The sequence below is a fragment of the Afipia massiliensis genome (assembly GCF_014203115.1).
Lineage (GTDB): Bacteria > Pseudomonadota > Alphaproteobacteria > Rhizobiales > Xanthobacteraceae > Afipia > Afipia massiliensis.
In genome coordinates this window covers 1-17,007 of the sequence record NZ_JACHIJ010000006.1, presented here as the reverse complement: position 1 = coordinate 17,007, position 17,007 = coordinate 1, and the positions used below count along the sequence as shown (strand labels likewise).

At 54.0% G+C, this 17,007-nt stretch carries 18 protein-coding genes; 4 read left to right on the top strand and 14 right to left on the bottom strand.

Annotated features, from left to right (window positions below):
• Position 1 precedes the first annotated feature (1 nt).
• Entirely contained in the window at positions 2–1,231 is a 1,230-nt protein-coding gene (locus tag HNQ36_RS19670; protein WP_184087845.1) for a thiamine pyrophosphate-dependent enzyme, read from the bottom strand.
• A 154-nt stretch (positions 1,232–1,385) separates the two neighbouring features.
• Here HNQ36_RS19670 and HNQ36_RS19665 point away from each other — a divergent pair, with 154 nt between their 5' ends.
• Complete coding sequence (locus HNQ36_RS19665) at positions 1,386–1,829, top strand: Lrp/AsnC family transcriptional regulator (RefSeq protein ID WP_184088385.1); 444 nt, start codon at positions 1,386–1,388, stop codon at positions 1,827–1,829.
• Positions 1,830–1,862: 33 nt separating this feature from the next.
• Here HNQ36_RS19665 and HNQ36_RS19660 read toward each other — a convergent pair whose 3' ends face one another.
• The 5 genes from HNQ36_RS19660 to HNQ36_RS19640 all read right to left on the bottom strand — a co-directional run bounded on the left by HNQ36_RS19660 (position 1,863) and on the right by HNQ36_RS19640 (position 6,993).
• A complete protein-coding gene (locus tag HNQ36_RS19660) occupies positions 1,863–3,011 on the bottom strand; it encodes an alpha-hydroxy acid oxidase (protein ID WP_184088376.1) in 1,149 nt (382 codons plus the stop codon).
• Positions 3,012–3,064: 53 nt separating this feature from the next.
• The gene (locus HNQ36_RS19655) at positions 3,065–3,493 is read right to left on the bottom strand and encodes a heme-binding protein (protein ID WP_184087843.1); all 429 of its coding nucleotides are present in this window, start codon (positions 3,491–3,493) and stop codon (positions 3,065–3,067) included.
• Positions 3,494–3,577: 84 nt separating this feature from the next.
• Entirely contained in the window at positions 3,578–5,011 is a 1,434-nt protein-coding gene (locus tag HNQ36_RS19650) for an aldehyde dehydrogenase family protein (protein ID WP_184087841.1), read from the bottom strand.
• A gap of 178 nt (positions 5,012–5,189) precedes the next feature.
• Complete coding sequence (locus HNQ36_RS19645; protein WP_184087839.1) at positions 5,190–6,164, bottom strand: NADPH:quinone reductase; 975 nt, start codon at positions 6,162–6,164, stop codon at positions 5,190–5,192.
• Positions 6,165–6,288: 124 nt separating this feature from the next.
• On the bottom strand, positions 6,289–6,993 hold the full coding sequence (locus tag HNQ36_RS19640; protein ID WP_210312128.1) for an RraA family protein: 705 nt from the start codon (positions 6,991–6,993) through the stop codon (positions 6,289–6,291).
• A 139-nt stretch (positions 6,994–7,132) separates the two neighbouring features.
• Here HNQ36_RS19640 and HNQ36_RS19635 point away from each other — a divergent pair, with 139 nt between their 5' ends.
• Positions 7,133–8,059, top strand: a complete 927-nt coding sequence (locus tag HNQ36_RS19635; RefSeq protein ID WP_184087836.1) for a LysR family transcriptional regulator — start codon at positions 7,133–7,135, stop codon at positions 8,057–8,059.
• Positions 8,060–8,165: 106 nt separating this feature from the next.
• Positions 8,166–8,765, top strand: coding sequence for a LysE family translocator (locus HNQ36_RS19630; protein WP_184087834.1), 600 nt, complete (start codon positions 8,166–8,168; stop codon positions 8,763–8,765).
• Between the two features lie 78 nt (positions 8,766–8,843).
• Here the strand turns inward: HNQ36_RS19630 and HNQ36_RS19625 are convergent, their stop codons facing one another.
• The 7 genes from HNQ36_RS19625 to HNQ36_RS19595 all read right to left on the bottom strand — a co-directional run bounded on the left by HNQ36_RS19625 (position 8,844) and on the right by HNQ36_RS19595 (position 14,917).
• Positions 8,844–9,224, bottom strand: a complete 381-nt coding sequence (locus HNQ36_RS19625) for a nuclear transport factor 2 family protein (protein ID WP_184087832.1) — start codon at positions 9,222–9,224, stop codon at positions 8,844–8,846.
• A gap of 405 nt (positions 9,225–9,629) precedes the next feature.
• Positions 9,630–10,013 carry a VOC family protein gene (locus tag HNQ36_RS19620; protein ID WP_210312127.1) on the bottom strand — a complete coding sequence of 128 codons (384 nt, stop codon included), beginning with the start codon at positions 10,011–10,013 and terminating at the stop codon, positions 9,630–9,632.
• Positions 10,014–10,168: 155 nt separating this feature from the next.
• Positions 10,169–10,795, bottom strand: coding sequence for a glutathione S-transferase family protein (locus HNQ36_RS19615; RefSeq protein ID WP_184087830.1), 627 nt, complete (start codon positions 10,793–10,795; stop codon positions 10,169–10,171).
• A 39-nt stretch (positions 10,796–10,834) separates the two neighbouring features.
• Complete coding sequence (locus HNQ36_RS19610) at positions 10,835–11,386, bottom strand: pyridoxamine 5'-phosphate oxidase family protein (RefSeq protein WP_184087828.1); 552 nt, start codon at positions 11,384–11,386, stop codon at positions 10,835–10,837.
• Between the two features lie 1,327 nt (positions 11,387–12,713).
• Positions 12,714–13,118, bottom strand: coding sequence for a GFA family protein (locus HNQ36_RS19605; RefSeq protein ID WP_184088372.1), 405 nt, complete (start codon positions 13,116–13,118; stop codon positions 12,714–12,716).
• 145 nt (positions 13,119–13,263) lie between these two features.
• Positions 13,264–14,049, bottom strand: coding sequence for an enoyl-CoA hydratase/isomerase family protein (locus HNQ36_RS19600; protein WP_184087827.1), 786 nt, complete (start codon positions 14,047–14,049; stop codon positions 13,264–13,266).
• Between the two features lie 556 nt (positions 14,050–14,605).
• Positions 14,606–14,917 carry a cupin domain-containing protein gene (locus tag HNQ36_RS19595; RefSeq protein WP_184087825.1) on the bottom strand — a complete coding sequence of 104 codons (312 nt, stop codon included), beginning with the start codon at positions 14,915–14,917 and terminating at the stop codon, positions 14,606–14,608.
• Positions 14,918–15,626: 709 nt separating this feature from the next.
• Between HNQ36_RS19595 and HNQ36_RS19590 the strand changes: the two genes are divergently transcribed.
• Positions 15,627–16,037 carry a PaaI family thioesterase gene (locus HNQ36_RS19590; protein WP_184087823.1) on the top strand — a complete coding sequence of 137 codons (411 nt, stop codon included), beginning with the start codon at positions 15,627–15,629 and terminating at the stop codon, positions 16,035–16,037.
• A 93-nt stretch (positions 16,038–16,130) separates the two neighbouring features.
• Here the strand turns inward: HNQ36_RS19590 and HNQ36_RS19585 are convergent, their stop codons facing one another.
• Positions 16,131–16,904, bottom strand: a complete 774-nt coding sequence (locus HNQ36_RS19585; protein ID WP_347339993.1) for a crotonase/enoyl-CoA hydratase family protein — start codon at positions 16,902–16,904, stop codon at positions 16,131–16,133.
• Between the last annotated feature and the right edge of the window lie 103 nt (positions 16,905–17,007).

Below are 17,007 nucleotides of genomic sequence, written 5' to 3'. Positions count from 1 at the left end.
ATCAAACTCCCAATTCCTGTCGCTGTTCTATGAGGCGCCAGTCAGGCTCCTTGTAAACGTCCTCGAACATTTCCCGCGTACTTGGTTTCGACTGGCCGAGCGTGCCAATCGCCTCACCCTCTTTTGTGGCCAAACGAATCAGATCCTTCAATTCGGCTTCCAGCTCCGCATGCTGCGTCTCGGACCACTCACCGATCGCTATCAGATGTTCTTTCAGACGCTTGATGGGGTCGCCCAGCGGCCATTCGGTTGCTTCAGCGGCAGGGCGATACTTGTTCGGATCGTCGCTGGTGGAATGTCCCGCGACGCGATAGGTTACGAACTCAATCAGGGTTGCGCCGAGGTTGTTACGAGCTCGTTCCGCGGCCCATTCGATCGCCGCATACACCGCCAGAAAATCGTTTCCATCGACGCGTAGACCCGGCAGACCGTAGCCAACGGCACGCGCCGCGAACGTGGTCTCGTTGCCGCCCGCGATACCCTGGAAGGTCGAGATCGCCCATTGATTGTTTGTGACGCACAGGATGACGGGAGCATGGTAGACAGCTGCAAACGTCATCGCCGAATGGAAATCGCCCTCGGCCGTAGCACCATCACCCACGTAGCCGATAGCGATCTTATTGTCGTGCTTGTAGGCCGATGCCATTGCCCAACCGACTGCATGGCCGAATTGTGTGCCGAGATTGCCTGATATCGAGTAAAAACCGTAATCACGCGCAGAATACATGATGGGAAGTTGTCTCCCCTTCAAAGGATCGGCAGCGTTCGAGTAAATCTGATTAACGAGATTGACCAACGGATAGTCGCGCGCCACGAGATAGCTCAGCATTCGATAGGTCGGAAAACACATATCGTCGCGGTCGAGCGCCATCGAAGAAGCCGCACCAATCGCTTCTTCTCCGGTCGATTTCATGAAGAACGACGTCTTACCCTGGCGGTGCGCCCGAAGCATGCGATCGTCAAAAATACGCGTCAGAACCATCGCTCTCAACCCGCGGAGCAAACCCGCCGCATCGATCTGCGGATTCCATGGGCCGACAGCGCGGCCATCCGATCCAAGCACGCGAATTAAGCCGTAGGGCATGTCCCGAAGCTCAGTTTCGGTCGCGAAAGCGTTGGGGCGCCGAGCGGCTCCCGCCTCTGTGATTACAACACCACTGAAGTCCGGTTGATCGCCGGGCCGCGCCTGAGGTACAGGCACATGGAGATTAAGTTGCGATCTGTTCAACATATTCCTCGCCCTAGGATCAGCTTTTGGTTTTCTTCGTGAATGATTGCATCGGGTGGTTGGAAACCAAATTGCTTTCCTGACTTGTAAAGACTGGTGAATTAGGATGAGTTATTGTTCTGAGGGCGGGGTTTTAGGATGAAATTTCGTGGATGAGATGGATCGCAAAATCCTGCGCGTGTTGCAGGATTCTCCCGAAATTTCCGTGGCCGACCTCGCGCAGAAGGTCGGGCTATCGCACACGCCCTGCTGGCGGCGCATCAAACAGATGGAGGAGAGCGGCGCCATTCGCGAGCGCGTGGTGATCCTGGACCCGAACATCATGGGCCTCAGCATCAGCGTATTTGCCAATATTAGGCTCAAGGCGCACGACGAGGATACGCTCGAGGCCTTCGAGCAGAGCGCTCAGAGTCGCCCGGAAATTGTAGATTGCTTTTCGATGAGCGGCGAAAGCGATTACCTTGTCAGGGTGGCCGTAGGAAGTGTAGACCAGTATGAGCAATTCCTTAAAAAGGTGCTCCTGCATTTCCCTGGCGTTGCGTCTGTTAATTCACACTTCTCACTCAAATGCGTGAAGAAAACCACCAAGCTGCCGATCTGACCCGTCAATATGCCTTCTGCCGAAGCCTTATTCTCAACGATTGCCGGCAGGCGCCAAGATCGTCCTGTTGACGTCTTTCACATTAGTGACGCCAGTGAGCGCCATGGAAATGTCTAGCTCTTTGCGGATAATTTCGATCGCTGTGCGCACACCTTCATATCCGTTGGCCGCGAGAGCATAGAGAAAGGCTTTTCCAATCAAGCAGGATGACGCGCCGAGGGCGCACGCTTTCAGCACGTCTTGACCCGACATGACGCCTCCATCGAACATTACTTCGGTCTGCCCAGCGACCGCAGATACGACTTCCGGAAGTGCTGCTATCGAGGATGGCGCTCCATCAAGCTGACGGCCGCCATGATTAGAAACAATGATCGCATCGGCGCCCGAAGTAGCAGCGGTCATCGCATCGCGAGGATCGAGTATTCCCTTTAGGATGAGCTTGCCGGGCCATCGCGCGCGAACCCATTCGATATCCTTCCAGCTTAACGATGGATCGAATTGCCCTGCGATCCATTGAGACAACGTCGTTAGGTTGTCGGCGTCGGGTATACGCCCTTCGAGATTTCCGAAGGAACGCCGCTTTGCTTTCAACATGCTCAATATCCAAGTGGGCTTTGTCGCGACATCGAACGCATTTTTCGCTGTGAGTCGCGGGGGCACGGTCAGGCCACTCTTGACGTCGTGATGCCGTTGCCCCTGGATCTGCAGATCCAGCGTCAGCACCAGAGCCGAACAGCCTGCGAGCCTAGCGCGCTCCAGCAAAGAAGCGCAGAAGCCGCGGTCTTTCATCATGTAAAGCTGAAACCAGAATGGCTCGCCAACTGCGTCGGACACATCCTCGATTGTGCAGATTGACATTGTGCTGAGACAGAACGGAATTCCTGCGTCGCGTGCGGCACGGGCGCCATGAATCTCCCCGTCCCCGTGAAACAGACCAATGAGGCCCATCGGCGCGATGGCCAAAGGCAATGCGGCCGGGACGCCGACAATATTAGTCGCCGTCGAACGATCCGCAACATCGATCATCACTCGCGAACGCAGTCGGATCGCATCTAGATCCGCACGATTGTCGCGCAACGTAATCTCTTCATAGGAGCCACGATCGCCATAGTCGAACACCGCGCGCGGAATGCGCCGCCTGGCCAACTCCCGCAGATCTCTAATCGTTGTGACTGGTGTCATGATTGTAGCGATCCCAATGGAATAGGTGCGTTCCGGCGCCTGCAGAATTTCGATCACTCGCACTGAGCCTCAAGGCCGATGCCTTCGACTCCAGACACAGCGCAAAGCTCATCGTTATCGGACGTATCGCCGGTCACGCCGACGGCTCCAATGATCTCTCCGTTTCTGACAATCAGCACGCCGCCGGGAAGCGGAACGATCTTGCCACCGGAGGCACCTGAAAGCCCCAACGCAAGATTCGGCCTTTCAACGGCCATCCTTGCGACCGCGCGCGAACCGACACCGACCGCCAACGCGCCATAGGCTTTTCCGAATGCAATCTCGAATCGGAGAATCGACGCCCCATCCTGGCGCTGGAAGGCCAGGAGATGTCCGCCTGGATCGAGAACCGCAGCTCCGATTGGCTTGAGATCAAGATCAGATGCCTTCTCAAAAGCGATCGCGATGATCCGGTTTGCGTCAGCAAGTGTCGGGCCAAACACTTTTCTCTCCTTCACTACTGATATCGTCTCAAGCGAGACAAGCTTTCCCGCCTGGTTGTCTCTTTCGATGCCGGCCTGTCTTCCTTAACCAGTGTATGCGGTCTTGACCGTGGTATAGAACTCGGCGGCGTACTTACCCTGCTCGCGTGAGCCGCAAGACGATCCTTTGCGTCCTCCGAAAGGAACATGGAAATCGACTCCCGCTGTTGGCAAGTTTACCATCACCATGCCCGCTTCCGAGTTGCGCTTGAAATGCGTGGCGTGCTTGAGGCTAGTAGTGCAAATGCCGGCAGATAGACCGAATGGCGTATCGTTTGCGACAGACAATGCTTCATCGTAATCTTTCACGCGAATCACGGAAGCGACCGGACCGAAAATTTCCTCACGGGAAATCCGCATATCGTTGCTCGCGTCGACGAACAATGCCGGCTGAAGATAGAAGCCCGGCGTCTGACGATTCAACCTCTCTCCTCCGAAGGCTAGCGTTGCCCCCTCGTCTCGACCAATGGAGATGTATTTCTGATCTTGAGCGAGCTGATTTTCATCGACGACGGGCCCAATGTGCGTGCCGTCTCTCAATGCGTCATCGACAACGAGGTTTTTCAATCTCTCCGTGACCGCAGACACAAACCGATCGTGGATGCCCTCCGTCACGACAAGTCGCGACGAAGCTGTGCAGCGCTGTCCTGTGGAAAAGAATGCGCCGTTCACGGCGCTTTCGACGGCCACGCCAAGATCGGCGTCGTCAAGCACCACCAGCGGATTTTTGCCACCCATCTCGAGCTGAAACTTGCGCATGTTCGCCACGGAGGCTTCCGCCACCCTCCTTCCTGTGCCGGTAGAGCCGGTAAAGGTGATCGCATCAACGTTGGGACTGTCGAGAATTGTCTGCCCCACGATCGAACCGCGACCCATCACAAGATTAAGCACGCCGTTCGGCAGTCCGGCCCGACGAAGAATATCGACGAGTGCCCAAGCCGAGCCCGGCACCAAATCTGCCGGCTTGAACACCACCGTGTTGCCATGGCAAAGAGCCGGAGCAATTTTCCAGGACGGGATCGCGAGCGGAAAATTCCATGGCGTGATCATGCCGACAACGCCGACGGCTTCGCGTGTCACCTCGACGCTCACGCCCGGACGCACGCTCGGCAAGATTTCACCGGCAAGCCGCAGAGCCTCGCCGGCGAAGAAATCGAAAACTTGCGCAGCACGCGCCGCTTCGCCGATTCCTTCAACCAAAGTCTTGCCTTCCTCCCTCGAAAGCAGCCGACCTAGTTCGTCTTTGCGAGCAAGAATTTCATCGGAGGCCTTGCGCAATATGCTATGGCGTTGAAGCAGACCAGATCGGGACCATTTGGGAAAAGCCGCTTTCGCTGCGGCAATCGCGGCTTCGGTGTCGGCCTTTGTCGCACGCGCGTAGTCACCGACAATATCATTGAGATCCGACGGATTGACATTGGGGGCGGATTCCCCGTCCACCCACTCTCCGTCGATCAGATTTCGGTGCGTTTTGCTCATCGCTTCTGCCTCACATCAAAGTCCAAAGCCGTAAGAGAATTACCTGGCGGCTGCTAGTTTTCAGTCTTGCGCTCGACCATGCGAGCGCAGCGCGATTAAATGATTGCAACCGTGAATAGTCTTTCAAACAGGCGAGCGACGCGATGCAAAGGCACCGCGTTCGCCGACCGCTCCAGTATTAAGGAATCAAGACTGTCGAGCCGACCGTCTTGCTGCCTTCAAGCGCGCGATGCGCTTCCGCTGCATCCTTCAATGCGAAAGTCTGTGCCACTTCCGCCTTCACCTTGCCGCTGGCAACAACGTCGAACAGATCGCTCGCCGTCGCCTGGAGGTCGTCTGGCTTGGCCGTGTAGGTCGCCAGCCTCGGTCGCGTAACAAAGAGCGAGCCCTTCTCAGCAAGTTGGCCGATATTGACTGGCGCAACAGGACCGGAGGTGTTGCCGAAGCTGACCATCAGGCCCAACGGCTGCAAACACGACAGCGAGTCATCCCACGTGACTTTGCCGACCGAGTCATACACAACCGGCACGCCTGCACCGTCGGTCAATTCGCGGACACGATCGGCAAACTTCTCCTTCGTGTAGAGAATAGTGTGGGTGCACCCATTTTCCTTGGCAAGCGCCGCCTTCTCTTCGCTACTCACCGTGCCGATCACAGTCACGCCGAGCGCCCGGAGCCACTGGCAAGCAATTAGACCCACGCCGCCAGCCGCAGCGTGCAGCAGAACGGTTTCACCGGCCTTCACTTTGTAGGTGCGGCGGATGAGGAACTGAACAGTCATGCCCTTTAACAACAAGGCTGCGGCCTGCTGGTCGGAAACATTGTCCGGCAGCTTCACCAGAGGTGCAGCGGGCATCACCCTCTTCTCGGCATACGACCCCGCCGGCCCACCGGCATAAACGACGCGATCGCCAACCTTGACGTGACTGACACGTGACCCCACCGCCTCGATTACGCCGGCAGCTTCCTGGCCGATGCCACCCGGCATCGGAACAGGATAAAGGCCCGAGCGCTGATAGGTGTCGATGTAGTTCAGGCCGATTGCGGTCTGGCGGATGCGGACCTGCTCCTCGCCCGGCTCTCCAACCTGAACGTCGTTCCACTGCAGGACTTCAGGCCCGCCCGTCTTCTCAATGATAATGGCTTTAGTCACTTTTTCCCTCGATTGGTCTGGTGATGTGGGACGCAGGCAATGGTACCGGGTACGTCGCGCTTTCTGCGATCGACCGAGCGATACCCGCGCTTCTTTCTGTAAGCCGCATTTCGTTCGCGGCGTCTTAGACTTCGCCCGCAGCCTCAATGTCCTTCAGATGCTGACGAAAGCCGTAGCTGGGCTCGCGCTGCCGTCGCGCCAGATATTCACTGAAGCGTGTTTGGGAACGGTAGCTTCGGCCGTCGTTCATACCTTTGAGTTGCCGCGCCTCCGTCTCGCGATAGGAGATCGCGGCAGTAACGATGTTTTCCAGACGGTCTTCCGGCAGGAAGAGAACACCATTGGCATCACCAACGACAAAGTCGCTGGATGTGATGGCATGAGTACCGACCGTTGCGCGGGTCAAGATATCCGGAGGCCTAACGTGCAGACGCTGCGGGCCGGTCGGCAACGAACCCATGCTGAACACGGGAAAGCCGATGTCGTTGAGTTCCTTGCTATCGCGGTGCAGCCCCCAAACCACCACGCCGGCGATGCCCGCCGCTTTGGCTTCGAGCACGACAATATCGCCAATACATGCCTCATCGAGACGCGCGCCGTTGTCGATGACAAAAACATCGCCGGGAGACGAGCTCTCAAGCGCCTCAAAGAAAATATCAATGCTGCCGACGTGACGAATTGGACGCGCACGCCCGGCGCAGCGCATGTCGCCGACGAGCGGATTTATGCCCGCTGGCGCAAAACGGATTGGAACACCCGTTCTCAAGCAACCATCCGCCAGATACGGCGTCGTAAGTTTGTTTAGCTGATCGACCAGCGCCTGGCTCAAGATTACAATCTCCATGCTTGGATGGAGCGCGCCAAATCGCGTTTCCGCGAAATCAGCCGCCCGATATCAAAACACTAGCAAGAGATGATTGTTTCGAATATCATATAGTTCTGAAATCACAATTCTGGAATTCAAAAGAATGAAGCCGAACTTCGATATGGACGCTTTGCGCACGATGGTCTTGGGACTTGAGCTCGGAAGTTTCGCTCGAGCAGCATCGCAGCTTGGCCGGTCGCAGTCCGCTGTTAGTATGCAATTGAAGAAACTTGAGGAACAGGCTGGAAAACCATTGTTCCGCCGCAACGGCCGCGGCCTCGTGCCAACCGAGGCTGGCGATTCCCTACTTATGTATGCACGACGTATTATCGCCCTGAATGACGAGGCCGCTGCGTCTGTCGGCGCGATGACCGCAGCTGCGTCTGTACGGATGGGACTTCCTCAAGACTTCTTCGAAGACGTGATGCCCGATGCCCTCGGGCAATTTTCCAAAAAGCGCCCCGCAATCCATGTTGAAGTCCGCGCCGGTCGCAATTACTCGCTTGAGGAAGAAATTAACTCCAGCCGGCTCGATGTTGCGCTGGCTTTCTTCAAAGCTAATTCTTCTAACCACGGCACTTTGATCGCATCTCTGCCAATGATGTGGTTTGGTGGGAAGGGAATGAGCCGATCCGAGGTACAAGATCCAATTCCGCTTGTCGTGTTCGATCATCCGTGTCTGTTTCGCCAAGCCGCATTCCAAGTTCTGGAAGGCAAAAAACTTCGCTGGCGTTTATCCCTCACAACGCCCAGTTTGCCTGGCGTTTGGGCGGCCCTGCAGTCCGGCTATGGTATCTCGCCAAGAACGAGCCATCATGTCCCTCCGGGCATTCGCGACGTGGGCGCAGAGTTCGGCCTTCCACCTCTGCCTGCGATTGAATTGCGAATGTTGACCGCAAGTGAGTTGTCCCCCGCAGCTGCAGACTTGCGAGACATCCTTTACCAAGTTGTTCGAAACCGAGTCGGCGAAACGATAGTCGAACCCCGAAAAGCACTGAAATTACCTCGCGAAATTCGCGCGCGACCTTAATAATCCTCGCTCCATCACGAAGCATCTGCTGTTTGAGCACCTAGGTCACGCGCAACATCACTAAGGCGCATTTTCAATATACTGGTATCGGATTGGACGTCGTGAGATGACCCGCCAGGAGATACTTGCCTTCTTGACCTTTTCGGTGGTGGCCGCCATCACTCCTGGGCCAAGCAATATTATGGTGACAGCTACCGGCGCCGCGGTTGGCTTCTGGCGCGGTCTCCCATGCCTCCTTGGCGTATCAGTCGGAATGGCCTCTCTAATGTTTTCCGTCGCTCTCGGCCTCGGTCAACTTCTTGTTGCGCACAAGAGCATCTTGCCGCTGATGAACTGGCTGGGTGCACTGTTCCTGCTTTGGTTGTCGTGGAAGATTGCCACGGCAGAAGTAGTCGGCGATACCAAGGACAAGAAAGCATTTGGCTTTTATCATGCCGCATTGTTTCAGTGGGTGAATCCAAAGTCGTGGATTGTGGCCACCGGCGCTATCGGCGCGTACTTTCATTCCGATTCCATCAGCATCATCCCTTATGCCGGTGCATTTGCATTGCTGTTTTTCCTCGCCGCTGTCCCTAGCCTGCTGATCTGGCTTCTATTTGGTGCCCTACTTGAACGGCACCTTTTCCTGCAGCGCTCTACCGCGCGGATTTTCAACCGCGCTATGGGCCTACTACTCGCCGCCTCGACGATCTTGATCATCGTATGATGGCAAGCCTCAAACATTTTCCGCGCATGATCCGATCTGATAATTCAGATCGAAAGCGCTATACGGATCGAGCCTCGATCAGATAAGCGGGATGCTTGGTGGAGCGCCGAAGAATCCCACCATTTTTTCCAATCGGCCACCCGCTCCCACTTCGCCGAAGTCGATCGACGTATCGCCGAAACTGCCGTCAGCTCTGGCAACGCGCCATAGAAACCTGACCATACTATGATGTGTATCGATACCGCTTACGAACTCCAGGCGAGAGCCAGGTCTCTTCGATTGAACTATCGAAATTCGATCAGCAAGCGCATCGCGCCCGAAAAGCTGCACGGAGGGATCGACGTACACCGCATCAGCTCCCCAGCACCGGGTGAGCAACTGGTACCTTTGATCGGCGTCGGTTTCATTCCACGCCAACATATATGTTCGAACTACTTCTTGGATTGCACTGTTATGCATAGTTTCACAACCCTAGTTCTGGCACCCAGAAAACAACCGCTCTTTATCGAGAAAAAGGCCGCGCCAATTCAATGATTGGCGCGGCTTAAGTTCAAGGAGATATAACAGATGCCTAGAGTGGCACCGTATGATTTACAGCATGAAACGGTAGAGCAAAATCTCAAAATATTGAAGCCAAACATCAGTGCTTCGAAATCCGCTTTTCTACTGATAAGGTTTGGCCTCTTTCCTCATCAGTTAAAAAAACGTCACCCTAACCCTCTGCAACTAAGACGCGGCGATACGTGCTGCTGCGACGACGCCAACACATCATGATCGCGACCACTAGCTTTGATCAGCCGAAAGATAATCAATGGATTCTCTCAAATTCAATCGAGAACAAGTGACTCTTAAGGAACGCCGCCGTCAGCTATCGGAGGCAAAATGCCAGAGTACGCCAGAAGGATCCCATACGTAGGCTACCCGCAAACCCCACGGTTGGAGGCTCGGCGGTCGTGCGGGAACCACATGAAAATTTCTTTCCAGTGAAAGACCCGATATGTGGTCCCACCACTCATCGAGGTCGCTCACAAGTACTTGCATCATAAGATTGTCTGCAAACTCTTTTACATAGAAATTCTGAAGGAAGAAGGCTTCGCTTCCGAGTCGCATCTCGAACGATTTGTCATTCAATTTTGTCGACGCGAATCCTAGAGCTTCGTAAAACTTTCTGCTCTCCTCAAAATTTTTGGCTGGCACGAACGTGCGCATCTTGAGAACTGCTGGTAACAGCTTCTTAGTTGTCGTCAATCCTCGTCTCCCTTACGTTCAACATGCGCGGCTCTGCTACATCACCTTCAGCGACCAACGCCGATCACCTAATGTGACCAAGTCAACACGAAACGCGTCAGACGGTGTGCCAACTTGGATATCGCGGATAGCAACGGCGGGAACAAGCCATTGGTTTAGACCTCGGAACGTGTCTCCATTGCGATTGCCCTCGCAACCTCAGGCCGCCCCATCATCCGCAGTCTATGCTCTGATATTTTGGGCATTTTATGGATATCGACGCCGTCAGCTTCTAACCATTGCGAGAGAGTAAATAGATAAGGATCACACACCGTGTAAGTGGCACCCATCACCCACGGTCCAGCAAACATCTCCTTTTCAATCAGCGAAAAGCAACTACCAACCGATTGCGGAACCTTTCTCTGCATCGCTTCGATCGCAGCCTGACCATCCGCCCAGCGGTAACCTCGCATCCGATGTGCGTGCGCTACATGTACAGTCGAGCAAAGATAGCTGTTGAAGCTTTGGATCTTTGCGAACGAGAAAGGATCATCGAACGGCGCCAGCCCAGCATCAGGAAAGCTTTGAGCAATGAAGGCGAGAATCGCGGGCGTCTCCGTCAGAACGCCCAGCTCCGTCACAAGCGCTGGCACGTGACCTTTCGGATTGATAGCCAAATAGTCCGGTTTGCGCTGCTCGTCAGCACCAAAATCGATCCGGATCGCGACATATTCCGCACCCGCTTCCTCTAAAGCGATGTGCGATGCGAGCGCGCAAGTATGAGCAGCATAGAAGAGCTTCATCGACTGTTTCATCCCGACGTAACCCTTCTTGCATTTGGTTTAAGAGTGGGCATTGGGAGTCTTTGTTCGATCAATTGCCGGCCACTGCTGCGACACCCCGGGCAACTCGATCTTTTTTCCGGTGAGACGTTGAATGGTGATGGCATAAACGGCGATCTGATTGAGACGCGGGAAGAAACCGCTCGGGCGATCCCAATCTTTCTTTCCATACTTTGCCATAAGGCGCTCACAGAATCGCTGCTTGGTTTCGAGATCTTCAATTACTTCGATCTCGCCGGTCATTATCACGCTTTGATATGCCAATGCGGAGTCGCACTCAAAGCGTCCGTAGGCGTAAACCTGATCCGGATCATCAACGCCGAAGCAGACCTTGGCGTTATTGTCTATATTATTTCGGAACAAACCTTTTGCGCGCGTGCTGTGTAGATACACCCTATTATCCATGCAAATATAGAGCATAGGCGTACAGTACGGCATTCCATCCTGTCCAACGGTTGCCAACCAGCCACTAAAACCCTGCTCAAGCGCATTGAACGCTTGCTCCTCCGACATAATCAAATCATGTCTTCGCATACCCGCCGCGCTGCTCATCTTGTTCCTCCCAAACTGAGTTCACGCCCTGGAAAGACCATCAATAATGACGTTTGGAGTCCTTACCCCGAGCATCTTTACTGCGGTCGGTTGCCCTGATGCCCATCGTCTCCACTTTCAATCGTCATGAGAGTACGCACCCCTATCATCGGGCGTCTATCACCAATTTCAAGGTAGGAAACGATGTCTGCTGCGCGGTTGATCAACTGATGCGCGATGTATGAATACATATCGTTCGCTGTGTCGATGTAAAATCGACGACTCTCCGCATGGAAAACGCCTACTCAGATTCACACTGTAGTTTTTGAGCTCAAACAAATCGCAGCGCGGTCGCTGCTTGTGCTTGGCCACCCTGCTGAAGATGGGCTCCGGATACGACGATGACTTCGGGGGCGGTTCTGTATCTTCCGCGTTGATTGCAAGGATCTTCTTGTCTTCACCCGCTCTCATTCAGAATTCTCTTACTCATCTTTTAGCGCGAAGATTCGCATGTTGACCCGCCCATCGTAACTTACAAAGTTCCCTTATGCACTTTTGAAATCTGAAATCGAGATTTCGCATTTTCGAATGGTCGAAACTCCCAGACTATCCAGACACCGAACGGAATGCAGAGATACGCGAGAGTGGCATGACAGAAGCGCAAATGGAGGATTTGGGCCACAGCTGGATCGATGGCTGGAACAGTCATTATCTCGACTGCGTGCTCAAGTCGACGAGGAGATGCACTCGACAGCGTTATCACTGCTTTACGTGAGTAATAGCGGTCAACTAAGAGGGCGGGATGCTCTGCAGATGGAGCCTTGGCCTGGGACTAAATCTTCGAACTTGCATTCAACCTTATTGATCTTTCGAGCGGCCCAAACAGCATCGCTATTCGTTTTCAAAATGAAATGTGACGCATCCGCGTGAGGGCACCGATGGAAAGATTGTTTAAGGGCTCGGCACATCATCATCTTCTGATGAGAAACGTTCGTTAATGGGTTCATACGCGTCGTCTCGATCGGAGCAAGACGTCGGAGCCAAAACTGGGAAAAATATGCCGCGCCAACTCGATGGATGGCGCGGCATGAGGTGAGGAGATGCCAGTATTGGCGCTTCGGTGATTACAGCAAAGCTCTACCGAATAAAATTCAAAAGAGTTGAAGTCAGATACCAACGAGTCGAAATGAAGTAAGCGACAGCAAGCCGCGATCGTCTAGTACGCTCCTTGAATACGCTCGCCTCGGCTAGCGAGCTGCTGCTCCACGAAACCACTTAAATGAGGGGACATTTATGCGCCGTAGCGACAAAATCTTTCAAGCATCAATGTTGCATCTTCATCTCAAGGTCATAGATTCCGGGCAAAGCGCGCAGCTCCCGCGACAGGCGCAAGCCATTTCGCTGCGTGATCGGTGTATATCTCGGTCTTCGGCTGTAAGCCCTCCATGCTATCGAGAGTGCCCGCCTTCACAACGACCTTCCCAGGCGCCAACGCTGTCTTCGCTAATATTGGCGACCCGCAGCTGCCGCAAAAATGACGATAGACAGACTGCCCGCTATCACCCTTATCCACGTAGACCATGGTCTCGCCCGACTGCTCATAGTCAGTTTCCTTGATAACAAGGTTGAACGAGAACAAGCTGCCGCTTTGCCGCTGGCACCGCGTACAATGACATATCGCGATTGCCCGAGGTTCGCTCTTCAACGCGTAACGCACAGCCCCACACAAACAGCCGCCCTTCCGATCCCACATGATGTTTTTCCCAAGTTTGTGATTGGTGCCAGCGTCCGCCAAAAAGTCACGCTCGTTACTTCATGGACCTTCAAACGCCTGACGTACCGTTGTCCAAATGTTTTAAATCCGAAATCATCGCCATCCGCTCCACCCAAGGGTTCATCTAGAATCGAGGAGTTCTCTTTTCGATAAAAGCACGGATGCCTTCCTTTCCCTCGACCGAAGCTGCTGTATTGGCGATTTCACGCCCTTCGATTTCCATCTGCTCTTCGAGACCATTGCGTGGAGAACAGAAAAGCAACCGCTTCACCACAGCCTGAGCATGCTTTGGCCCGTTTGCCAGCGACTGGCAAATGGCGCGCGCTTCTTCCTTCAAAGAAGCATCAGGCACCACGCGCGTGATCAACCCCCAGTCCGCGGCCTCCTGAGCCGAAAGCGTGCGATTAGCTAACGCTAGCTCTTGTGCTTTTCGCAATCCTACAAGACGGGGTAAAAAATAGGTGGAGCTGCCATCGGGGCTTAACCCAGCTTTGGTATATGCCATCGTGAATTTGGCCGACTCCGCCGCAATAACATAATCTCCGATCAAACAAAGACTGAACCCACCGCCGGCCGCTATTCCATTCACGGCGATTACTAAAGGTACGTCCATGCGCGCAAAAAGGGAGATTGCTTTATGCAATTGGTCCGCCAGCCCCTTCAGGGTAACTCGGATTTGATCTCCCATAGTGGAGAATAGCGCTAGGTCCCCGCCGACGCTAAACATTTTTCCGTTTGCCGAAAGCAGCACAACTTTGATCTGTGGGTCATTGTCGCAAAGGTGGGCAATACGCACCAGATCATTGACGATATCCGCGTTAATCGCGTTGCCTTGATCGGGCCGATTAAGCGTCACGTAGGCTATTGCGTTATCCACGCGAAATTCTACAGACTGATTTTTAGTCGTCATCAGGAATCCAATTTTCGAAACTCAATCCGAGCCTCATCCCGCCGCACTGTCCTCTGAATCGAAACAATCGTCATTAGATCATTTACAAACGATGGCGAGCGCAACGATTATGGTTAGTAACGATCGCACGCCTTGAATATCCGCTTAATGCTGAAGTCAAACTTCAGTGGATCGAAAACGAGAATAGGCTAGATCTTGAATATCGATGCGAACGCTGCACATCGTTTTAACTTCAAGCGATACCCAGTGTGCGGCCGGTGGCGCGCAACCGTGCCGGATACGACGAGTCCCGTAGGATTGGCCATTCCGTTGGCAAATTCTGGAAGCCGCTTTGAGAGATTGTGATGCTGACACTGCATGGCGTAGCTTCGCACGCTATTGGCTACTTTAATCGCCGCTTCCGGCACTGAGATTTTTTTACCCTATGCGCCAGAGAACTCCCATTGGATCGGCAATCACAAAGTCTCGAATTCGCCAGACAGTTTCGTCGAGCAAAGAAGTGGAATGGACCACTTAGCGGGATCTAAGAAAGGTTCCGAATAAATTGCTCTTTCGACTAGTCGAGCCATTCAGGTCGTTTGATTTCAATCTCTACGAACCCAATTGGGTGGGGAGACCCATTCATGACGTCGTGCTCCACGCCGGATTTCCGCATGTACGATTGGCCGGCGACAAGGAGAACGTCCGTAACAGATGTGCCGTCATGGATACGCAAAATGCCGTCGGTCAACATGACAACGAAGTAAGGCCAGCCGTGACGATGCCAACCAGTGACCGCTCCCGGCTCGAAATCCCATCGCGTGATGCGAACCGTTGCATTGTCTTCCTGGACCGTCGATATGGCCGGGCATGTGCATTCAAAAGCCATTGGGATATCCGAAAGTTACAGATGGACAACAGGGAAGAAAATATAACTCCAACCAAATGCTAGAGCGGACTCCAATCACAGGACCGCCATGGCCTCGGCAAAAGCGTATTAACGCAGCAATCTACTCTAACAGCTGGTCACGATTTTGCTCTTTGAAATTTTGACACTATAAGTTGGAAAAATGCGAGATGACCTATAAATGCGATCATTGGCCAATCCAGCCACGATTGCTGGTATGACCGAAGCGCAATTATACAGCAGCGATGGATCGAGGTGTGGAACAGCCGCGATCGCGCAAACGACGAACCCGATCCGTTGGTTTCTCTCACAGTATCCGATGCCGTCGAAGCGAGCAGAATGCACTCAATAGGTCGTCCATGTTGAAAGGCTATATCCGCTTGGATAACAATTGCTTCCACACGAATGAGGCTTACTCGCGCGATACCCTCTTCGTGATTCCGGTAGGTAACCTGGCCTCTCATTCAATCAACTATTGCTACGCCTCTCTTCAACTCCTGCCCATATCCTTCTGAATTGGCGAACTTCGTCTTGCGAATAATTGAATATTCGGTCCTTATCCGCCTTGCTATGTGCCCTATGAGGCAACTGCTGACACGGGATTGACGGACGCTAAAATCACGTTGCAACTTTGTCGACGAGACCCAGCGCAAGGCGAAGCCTCGCTATGCACTGTCCATGAGAGCGATGCATGAACGCCACTATTCCCGAAGGTTTCGAACCGCACATTCGGCCGAGTCCGATCACGGCGCCATGGGAGCCGATTTACTACAAAAGGACGCAGGATGCCGTTCTTCTCGGCGTGCGGTTAGCGGAGCCGCACACCAACTCGCGTGGCTTTGCCCACGGCGGCTTCATCACGGCGCTCGCCGATAATGCGATGGGACTGAGTTGTGGCATGAAGCGGGACGGAAAAACGCGCTTACTAACCGCCAGCCTTTCGATCGATTTCATCAGCTCAGCAAAAATCGGGCAATGGGTTTCGATCGAAACCGACGTCATCAAGGTCGGCAGGAAACTCTGCTTTGCGCAATGCATCGTCACCGCCGATGGCAAGCGATGCGCCCGGGCGAGTGGTACATTTAGCGTCGTGACTGATTAACGTGCCCGTCCTACGACTCCCTCAGAGGTTGCGTGATATACTCAGCGCTGATCAGCAAAAAACGAGAGCTACGCTCGGCATTGTCGACTGGAGTTATGAGATCTTGCTAAAATCTCCATGGCGGCCGTTTCCGTGAGCAAATCTTGCCGCGCCAACAGCCCCTTCCGCGTTAAAAACACCATTGCAGTTGTACCATTCTTGAACCAAGGCAGCGTGTTCGCCCTGACCGTTCTGAAGATAAACGGAGCGCCGATCAGCGCGCATGCACGCCTGCGGAAATCGCGAAATCTCTTGCGCCATATCCTCAGCAGATTGGCGCGCTTGCCCTTCGGGCACGACGATTTCGCAAAGACCAATGCGCAAGCATTCCTCTGCTTTCACCTTGCGACCCGTCATAATAATTTCAAGAGCGCGACCTTGGCCCACTAGACGCGGAAGTCGAACTGTACCGCCATCAGTCATTGGTATCCCAAAACGCCGAGAGTATACTCCCATATAAGCGCCTTCAGCCATGACGCGACAATCTGCCCACAACGCAAGCTCCATACCACCAGCAACAGCCGGCCCCTCGATCGCTGCGATAACCGGCTTGCTGAGTCTGAGCCGCGTTGGCCCCATGGGCCCGCGTGGAATTGGGCCACTGTCCTCGGGAAAATCTAAAGATCGGTGCGTGGCAGAATTCTCGCGCGTTGCTATGCCACGAGCCGCAAGACTCTTCAAATCTGCTCCAGCACAAAATGCGCCGCCTTCTCCCCAAATGACGGCAACGTCAGCACTCTCGTCCACCTCGAACGCTAAAAAAGCGTCATACAGCGCATCCGCGTGATCGGCATCGATAGCGTTACGCGACCCAAAGCGCGATTGGATAATTGTTAGTGACCTGCACCCCTGATTGCCCTCGTTTATAAGTAGACTCTGTTCTGGTTTTCGTCCCTGTTTGAACGGTTGGCAAACTCGCTTGGTGTGAGCC